We start from the raw sequence: 701 nt of genomic DNA on the forward strand, positions 1-701 counted from the left end.
GCGGGCCGGTGTTGGTGCCTGTGGCGCTGATGCTGTTGGTGGAGTAGCTCGGTGCCGTCCATGCACCGGTGTTCGCATCCAACGCTGCGCCGCCGCCCAACGCGGTCGCGGTGTCCTGCCCTGCCTTGTTCAGTTGGCTGACGTTGATAGCATCGGTTGCGCTGGAGCCGGCGGCGAGGCCGGTGATGCGGCGGCCGTCGGCGCCATTGGCGATGTTCACTTCGCCGCCCGCCGTTGCCGTCCCGCCGACGCCATAAGCGGCGTTGCCCAATGTCGCGCCCGTGGCGGACGAGTTGGAGCCCAGTGCCACACCGTTGGCAAGGGTCGCACTCGCCAGCGGCCCGATAGCCACGCTGTCCTGGCCGGTCGCGCTGCTGTCAGCGAGGGTCGAGTTGCTGTGGAAGTATTTGATGCCCGCGCCGTTGTTGACGAGGCTGTCGACGGTTTGGTTGGTCGCGAACAGTTGCGAGCCGTTCACGGCGTCGGTGCTGGTGGCGTTCAGGGCGCCAGCTGCGACGTTGGTCAGCTTCACCGCTGTGCCGGCCGGGTTGAAGGTCACTTGGGTCTTGGTCGCTGCATCGTCGTACTTCACGGCCACGGCAGCGGTGTTGGTTACGCTGGTGTTGAGGTTGGTCAGCGCTGCGCCGACGTTGGTGCTGACCAGCGGGCCGGTGTTGGTGCCTGTGGCGCTGATGCTGTTG

At 66.8% G+C, this 701-nt stretch carries 1 pseudogene; it reads right to left on the minus strand.

The features are described 5' to 3' along the window. A pseudogene (locus CAG31_RS27995) lies at positions 1 to 701 on the minus strand (hypothetical protein); the annotation flags it as partial.

Origin of the sequence: Pseudomonas sp. R25(2017) (assembly GCF_002112565.1) — a bacterium.
GTDB classification, from domain to species: Bacteria; Pseudomonadota; Gammaproteobacteria; order Pseudomonadales; family Pseudomonadaceae; genus Aquipseudomonas; species Aquipseudomonas ekonensis.